This window comes from Rhizobium sp. BR 249, assembly GCF_047445895.1.
Taxonomy (GTDB): domain Bacteria; phylum Pseudomonadota; class Alphaproteobacteria; order Rhizobiales; family Rhizobiaceae; genus Rhizobium.
This window is the reverse complement of record NZ_JARWKX010000029.1, coordinates 68247-75142: the sequence shown is the minus strand read 5'-3', so window position 1 is coordinate 75142 and position 6896 is coordinate 68247. Positions and strand designations below refer to the sequence as shown.

Annotated in this window: 6 protein-coding genes and 1 pseudogene; 5 read left to right on the top strand and 2 right to left on the bottom strand. The window is 61.4% G+C overall.

Translation table 11 applies throughout. The features are described from left to right. The coding region (locus QD408_RS23255) for a porin (protein ID WP_414140912.1) at positions 1-801 on the top strand (801 nt) is incomplete at its 5' end. Positions 802-1086: 285 nt separating this feature from the next. Further along, positions 1087-1377, top strand: a pseudogene (locus tag QD408_RS23250) (LysR substrate-binding domain-containing protein); the annotation flags it as partial. Between the two features lie 35 nt (positions 1378-1412). On the opposite strand, the gene QD408_RS23245 reads toward QD408_RS23250, so the two are convergent. Together QD408_RS23245 and QD408_RS23240 are read right to left on the bottom strand one after the other, a co-directional pair. Further along, a complete protein-coding gene (locus QD408_RS23245; RefSeq protein WP_414140911.1) occupies positions 1413-2096 on the bottom strand; it encodes a DNA alkylation repair protein in 684 nt (227 codons plus the stop codon). Then, positions 2093-2962 carry an NAD(P)-dependent oxidoreductase gene (locus tag QD408_RS23240; RefSeq protein ID WP_088681085.1) on the bottom strand — a complete coding sequence of 290 codons (870 nt, stop codon included), beginning with the start codon at positions 2960-2962 and terminating at the stop codon, positions 2093-2095. The genes QD408_RS23245 and QD408_RS23240 overlap by 4 nt, the downstream gene beginning before the upstream one ends. Before the next feature lie 163 nt (positions 2963-3125). Between QD408_RS23240 and QD408_RS23235 the strand changes: the two genes are divergently transcribed. The 3 genes from QD408_RS23235 (at position 3126) to QD408_RS23225 (ending at position 6892) form a co-directional block, all read left to right on the top strand. Then, positions 3126-3497: a hypothetical protein gene (locus QD408_RS23235; RefSeq protein ID WP_414140910.1), complete on the top strand. Its 372-nt coding sequence runs from the start codon at positions 3126-3128 to the stop codon at positions 3495-3497. A gap of 243 nt (positions 3498-3740) precedes the next feature. Continuing rightward, positions 3741-4916 carry an FMNH2-dependent alkanesulfonate monooxygenase gene (ssuD, locus tag QD408_RS23230; RefSeq protein WP_414140909.1) on the top strand — a complete coding sequence of 392 codons (1176 nt, stop codon included), beginning with the start codon at positions 3741-3743 and terminating at the stop codon, positions 4914-4916. Between the two features lie 293 nt (positions 4917-5209). Beyond that, complete coding sequence (locus tag QD408_RS23225; protein ID WP_414140908.1) at positions 5210-6892, top strand: Hsp70 family protein; 1683 nt, start codon at positions 5210-5212, stop codon at positions 6890-6892. The last annotated feature ends 4 nt before the right edge of the window (positions 6893-6896 follow it).

Sequence of the window (6896 nt, the reverse complement as noted above, 5' to 3'; positions counted from 1 at the left end):
GGCGATTCTGACTGGGATGCAKTTACCCGCGGTCAGGTTCAGTTCACGGCCAAGAGCGACACCGAGTATGGTCCGCTGACCGGCGTCATCGTCATGCAGTTCAATGCTGACAATGCCTCCGACCAGGAAGCCATCCTCGACTCCGCTTACCTCGACGTCGCGGGCTTCCGCGCCGGTCTCTTCTACAGCTGGTGGGACGATGGCCTCTCGGGTGAAACCGACGACATCGGCTCCGTCGTAACGCTGCACAACTCCATCCGCTATCAGTACGAAAGCGGCGACTTCTACGCTGGCCTCAGCGTCGACGAACTGGAAGACGGCGTTTACAAGGTCGGCGAAGAAGCCAACAACGTTGGCGTTGCCTTCGGCGTTGGCGGCACTGCCGGCGCATTCAGCTACCAGATCACCGGTGGCTATGACGTCGACAACGAAGACGGCGCTGTCCGCGCAATGGGTACGGTTGAAATCGGCCCCGGCACGCTCGGCCTCGCTGGCGTATACTCCTCCGGCCCGAACTCCTACTACTCGTCGGCTGAATGGGCAGTTGCTGCCGAATACGCCATCAAGGCAACCGACAAGCTGAAGATCACCCCGGCCGTTCAGTACTACGGCAACTACTTCGGCGGTGGCAAGGTTGTTCCGGATGACTTCGACGGTCTCGGCGATGCCTGGAAGGTCGGTCTGACGGTCGACTACCAGATCGTAGACAACTTCTACGCCAAGGCTTCGGTTCAGTACCTCGATCCGGATGATGGCGACGACTCCACCTCGGGCTACTTCCGCCTGCAGCGTTCGTTCTAATCGACGTAATGATGCTCCCGGTTTTCGGACCGGGAGTATTTTCAAATCAGTTTCTGATCCGAGTGACCTCCGATCAGCTACGGGGACGGGTCCGGTCTTCCCTGCCGGACCGTCCTTGCAGCGCTTTTGCCGAACAGTCTTGAAGGCTTCTTTCAGAGGAGCCTTGGCAGGTGAGCCGAACCGGCACGTGGCGTATCGCACGTCGGCATCATGCCTGCCCTTTTCACGACGTTGCCTTTTTCAATTTTGAAGCGAATCAGGTCGGCCGTTGCATCGCTGTGCGGCTGGGAACTGATCGGTCCGGATGGCGCCAAACGGGTGATTCAGCATCAGCCTCGGCTCACCTGCCGTAGCATGACCGCCATCCTCGATGCGGCCCGCGCCGGCCTCGGTTTCGGGCTTCTGCTCGAAAGCGCCTGCGAGAGCGACCTCCAGACCGGCAAGCTGGTACGGGTGCTGCCGGAATGGCAGTCGGAGGAGAGCCAGTTCTACATCGTCTTCACCACGGCCAGGGGGATGCCGCCGGCGGTGCGGGTGCTGATCGATTTCCTCGTCGAAAAATCCAGGCACCATTGACGGGGAGGCGGAGATTTCGGCATTGAAGCCTCTGTCTATCTCAGCCGCGCCAGCAGCTTTTCTCCGGTGAGTTCCCGGACGGCATCCTTGCCGATCCAGCGCGCGGTTTTATCGGGGCTTTCCGCCAGGGCCTTTGCGAGCGCAAGCGCCGGCGCGTGGCAGGCGTGGTTGCGCTTGCCGATGCTGCGCAGCGACCAGTTGACCGCCTTGCGCACGAAATTGCGGGCATCGGCCGAATGAGCCTCGATCAGCGGCATCAGGGCGAGGATGGCCGCATCGGGCTCCTTCTTCCGGTGAACGGCGGCCCCGGCGATCATGGCGAAGGCGGTGCGGCGAACGAATTCGCGCTTGTCGTCGGCGAATTCCGAAATGAGTTCGTCCAGCCGAGCCTCGACGAACAGATCGGCGGCGCAATCGACGATTTCCCAGGAGTTGAAATCATCGGACCAATTTCGGGCCTCTTCCTTCGTCAACCGTTTGGGTTCGGCCGTATAAAGGGCGAGCAGGCGGGCTTCGCGGATGTCGCTTCGCCAGAGCTTCATCGCTCGGACGTGATTCTTCTTCACCTGCCTGGCCACCGCCCGGAGATCGGGGTTGGAGATGCCCAGCGCGCGGCTGGTGGCGATGCCGAAACGCGCCATGGTGGCGACATTCTCCTCCGAGCGCAGCGTTTCGAGATGTGCGATCAATTCCGCTGCGCTGGAGGAGGGGCCGATCATTTTTCCAGGCGGGCGAGCAGCGAGGACGTATCCCAGCGATTGCCGCCCATCGCCTGGACATCGCCATAGAACTGATCGACGAGGGCAGTGACCGGCAGCTTGGCACCGTTGCTGCGGGCTTCGGTCAGCACGATGCCGAGATCTTTCCGCATCCAGTCGACCGCGAAGCCGAAATCATATTTGCCGGCATTCATGGTCTTGTGGCGGTTTTCCATCTGCCAGGAGCCGGCCGCGCCCTTGGAGATCACCTCGACGACCTTTTCGATATCGAGGCCGGCGCGCTTGCCGAAATGCAGCGCTTCGGAAAGTCCCTGGACGAGGCCAGCGATGCAGATCTGGTTGACCATCTTGGTGAGCTGGCCGGAGCCGGCCGGCCCCATCAGGCCGACCATGCGGGCATAGGCGTCGATCACCGGGCGGGCGCGTTCGAAGACGGCTTCGTCGCCGCCGCACATGACAGTGAGGACGCCGTTTTCGGCGCCGGCCTGGCCGCCGGAGACCGGAGCGTCGATGAAATCGACACCCTTTTCCTTTGCCGCGGCATAAAGCTCGCGGGCGACCTCGGCGCTGGCGGTGGTGTTATCGATCAGCACAGAACCCGGCTTCATGCCGTGCAGAGCGCCGTTCTCGCCTGATGTCACCGAGCGGAGATCGTCGTCATTGCCGACGCAGACGAAGACGAAGTCGGCGCCGGCCGCCGCTTCGGCTGGGGTAGAGGCGGATTTACCGGAGAATTTCTCGGCCCAGGCGGCAGCTTTCTCGGCCGTTCTGTTGTAGACGGTGACATCGTGGCCGCCCTTCGTCTTCAGATGGCCTGCCATGGGAAAGCCCATGACGCCGAGACCGATGAACGCGACTTTTGCCATATGTCCTATCCTTATCCTGAGTGAGTGGCCCTGAGGATTAACCGAAACGGAGAAAGCAGAAAAGCCGTGAACACGGACTAACTTGCGATCGGCGCATATGAGGCTGGTCGCCATTCGGCCGAGCCCTAGATGGAACGGAAGCATAATGTTCCCGGGACGTGACATGAGCGAAATTCCGACGATCGAGCCGCGACGCAAAGGCCGCAGCGGCACGCAGGCGATGCTTATTCCATCCCAGCAGATGGTCGCGGAGCAGATTCGATCGGTGCCTGAGGGTGTCCTCACCGAAGCCGGCGTTCTGCGCCGCCGTCTCGCTGCCCAATACGGAGCGGACGCCTGCTGTCCGGTGACGGTGCAGCGGCATTTGCGTGCGATTGCCGAACTGTCCTTCTGCGCGCTGGAGAAGGGCGATCCGGTTTCGATGGTGACGCCCTATTGGCGCATGGTCGATCCAGCGAGCCTGCTTGCGCAACGTCTCGCCGGCGGTCCCGCCTTCATTCGTGAGCGGCTGGCCGCCGAACGCCGGGAGAGGTAGCGGGGTAGGGCGAGAGGGCGCAGGGAATTCCGTCCAATGGCGATTCCGGGCAATTTTGCGCATGGCGGCATGGGAGAGCCTTCATGACATCAAACGCGAAAAATTATTCCGCGAAGCGAACGACAATGGCAAATTGATATTGTCGATATAATCTGTAGTCTATGTCAGTATTTCTGCGATTGCAGGCTGGCTCGGCTTACCGCGAGCCGATCTTCCGAATTTCGCAGCAAAGGACCGTTTTCCATGACCGCCACCTCCGATCCCATCAATTTTCTCTGGTTCATCCCGACGTCGGGAGACGGCACCTATCTCGGTTCCTCCGATCTCAACCGTGCTCCCGAGATCGGCTATCTCACCCAGATCGCGCAGGCCGTCGATCGGCTCGGCTATTCCGGCGTGCTGCTGCCGACCGGCGTTGCGTGCGAGGAATCCTTCGTGACGGCAGCTGCACTAGCCGCCAAGACTGAGAAGCTGCAGTTCCTGGTGGCGATCCGCCCGGGCACGGCATCGCCTGCCTATTACGCGCGTCTTGCGACGACGCTCGACCGCATTTCCAACGGCCGCCTGCTGCTCAACATCGTCGTCGGCGGCAGCCCGGCCGAGCTTGCCGGCGACGGTATCCATCTCGAGCATGACGAGCGCTATGCCCATGCCGAAGAGTTTTTCACCGTTTTCGAGGAACTGCTGGACAAGGGCACGGCGAGCTTCGACGGCAAATATATCAAGGCGACGAATGCGCGCCTCGGCTTTCCTTCGGTGCAGAACCCGCGCCCGCCGCTTTATTTCGGCGGCTCGTCGGATGCCGGCATCGATTTCTCCGTCGGCCGCGTCGACAAGTACCTGACCTGGGGCGAGCCGCCGGCGCAGGTGGCCGAGAAGGTGGCCAAGGTCCGCAAGGCGGCCGCCGAGCGCGGCCGCAAGGTGAGTTTCGGAATCCGCCTGCATTTCATCGTGCGCGAAACCGACGAGGAAGCGTGGGAGGCGGCCGAGCGGCTGATCCGCCATCTCGACGACGATACGATCCGCGAGGCGCAGGAGCGCTTCGTCCACGAGTCCGACTCGGTCGGCCAGAAGCGCATGGCCGCCCTTCACGGCGGGCGCCGCGACAAGCTTGAGGTCTCGCCGAACCTCTGGGCCGGCGTCGGCCTGGTCCGAGCCGGTGCAGGCACCGCGCTTGTGGGTTCGCCGAAGACGGTGGCCGCCCGCCTTCGCGAATATCAGGAGCTCGGCATCGATACGGTAATCGGTTCCGGCTATCCGCACCTCGAAGAGGCCTATCGTGTCGCCGAACTGCTTTTCCCCGAGCTCGGCATCACCCGCGAACAGCAGCGCCTGGCCTTCAACAACGAGTTCGGCCGCAAGCAGATCTTTGCCGGCGGCAGCCATGGCGGCAACCTGAAAGTTGTCTCGGGCTCCTGAGCTCCAACAAGACACAGAGCATGATCTCGCCGGAAGCCGCTTGCGGCTTCCGGCATTTTTTGCCGTATCGCGCTCTGGCCGCTGTATTCAGCGCACTTATAAATTTTTATCGGCTTTCTGAAAGATGTTTCAATTTCGTTCAACTATGAGATGCATAAAGATGCCACCCCTGTTATTCGAAACGCGTTCTCGTGTCGGCTCCGTCCATCCAACTTTCCGCAGATGATCGGCCTTCGAGATGGATGGCCGTAAGGCAGGGTGGCGCGCCTGCTTAATTCATCTCCGAGGTTTAAATGGCAATTATCGGTATTGATCTTGGTACTTCCAACTCATTGGTCGCCGTCTGGTCTGAAAAGGGCGCAGAACTCGTCGCCAATGCGCTGGGAGAAACCTTGACGCCATCGGCAGTCAGCGTTGCCGATGATGGCGTATTGCTGGTGGGGCGAGCGGCGGCTGATCGGTTGATCACGCATCCCGAACGCTCCGTCGCCTCCTTCAAGCGCTGGATGGGAAGCGCCAACGGCGCGCAGCTGGCCGGCAAGACCTGGCGGGCCGAGGAATTGTCGGCACTGGTGCTGAAGTCGCTCAAGAACGATGTCGAGGCCAGCATCGGTGAAGAGATCGTCGAGGCCGTGATTTCCGTACCGGCATATTTCAACGATCCGCAGCGCAAGGCGACGCTCGATGCGGCGCGGCTGGCCGGCCTGAAAGTAGAGCGGCTGATCAACGAGCCCACCGCTGCGGCGCTGGCGCATGGGCTGGAGGCGGCCGGAGACGGCTGTTTTCTGATCCTCGATCTCGGCGGCGGAACATTCGACGTATCGCTTCTGCATAAATACGAGAACGTGATGGAAATCCGGGCTTCGGCCGGCGACTCCCTGCTGGGCGGCGATGATTTTCGTGACGTGATCGCCGATCTTCTGGTGAAGCGGCATGAGCTGAAGGAAGAAAAGCTCGTGCCGGCCGAGCGGGCACGGCTGTTGCGCGAGGCCGAAACGCTCAAATTCGCCCTGACCGAGAAGACGGAGGCCGCCTATGATTTTTCGCTCGGCCAGACGAAATGCGCGGGTGAACTCAGCCGCGCCGCATTCGAGGAGGCGGCAGCGCCGCTGCTGAGGCGGATGCGGATACCGATCGAAAGCGCCGTTCGCGATGCCCGCATCGATATCGCCAAGATCGATCAGATCGTCCTCGTCGGCGGCGCTACCCGAATGCCTCTCGTGCGCAATCTGGTCACCAGGCTTTTCGGCCGCTTTCCGCTGATCCATGCGCGGCCGGACCAGGCAATTGCGATCGGTGCGGCGGTACAGGCCGGACTCAAGCATCGCCGCGGTGCCCTCGATGAAATCATCATGACGGATGTATGCCCCTTCACCCTGGGGACCTCCGTTCTCGACCCCAGGGCGCCTGATGGCGCCATTCTGTCCCCGATCATCGAACGTAATGCCGTGGTGCCGATCAGCCGGGAAAATATCTATTGGACGGCGTCCAACATGCAGACGCAAGTCAATATCGAGGTGCTGCAGGGCGAGCATATGCGTCCCTCGCAGAACGTGCGGATCGGCACCGTCAATGTATCGGTCCCGCCGGGGCCGGCGGGCAGGGAGTCCGTCGGTGTTCGCTTCACCTATGACATCAACGGCGCGCTCGAGGTCGAAGTAAAGGTGATCTCGACGGGGCACGTAGAACGGAAAGTCTTCCGCAACCAGTCGAATCTCAGCGACCAGGAGCTCGACAAGAGCTTTGCTGCGCTGGCATCCATCAAGCTGGCGCCACGCGATCAGCTGGAAAATCGCTCGCTGATCGCAAGGGCCGAACGGCTGTACGTCGAATCGCTGGGGCCGGTGCGGGAGCATATTGCGCAGCTTCTCCTGCAATTCGAAACCGCGCTGAACGATCAGGCAAATCACGATCTCGACAGCGTGCGCCGCGCATTTGCCGAAACATTGAGCCAATTCGAACGCAGAATTCTTTGATCCC

Bases quoted from the DNA above. Each gene is read 5' to 3' on its own strand.
- QD408_RS23245 (WP_414140911.1), bottom strand. From the start codon at position 2,096: ATGATCGGCCCCTCCTCCAGCGCAGCGGAATTGATCGCACATCTCGAA.
- QD408_RS23240 (WP_088681085.1), bottom strand. From the start codon at position 2,962: ATGGCAAAAGTCGCGTTCATCGGTCTCGGCGTCATGGGCTTTCCCATG.
- ssuD (WP_414140909.1), top strand. From the start codon at position 3,741: ATGACCGCCACCTCCGATCCCATCAATTTTCTCTGGTTCATCCCGACG.
- QD408_RS23225 (WP_414140908.1), top strand. From the start codon at position 5,210: ATGGCAATTATCGGTATTGATCTTGGTACTTCCAACTCATTGGTCGCC.
- QD408_RS23235 (WP_414140910.1), top strand. From the start codon at position 3,126: ATGAGCGAAATTCCGACGATCGAGCCGCGACGCAAAGGCCGCAGCGGC.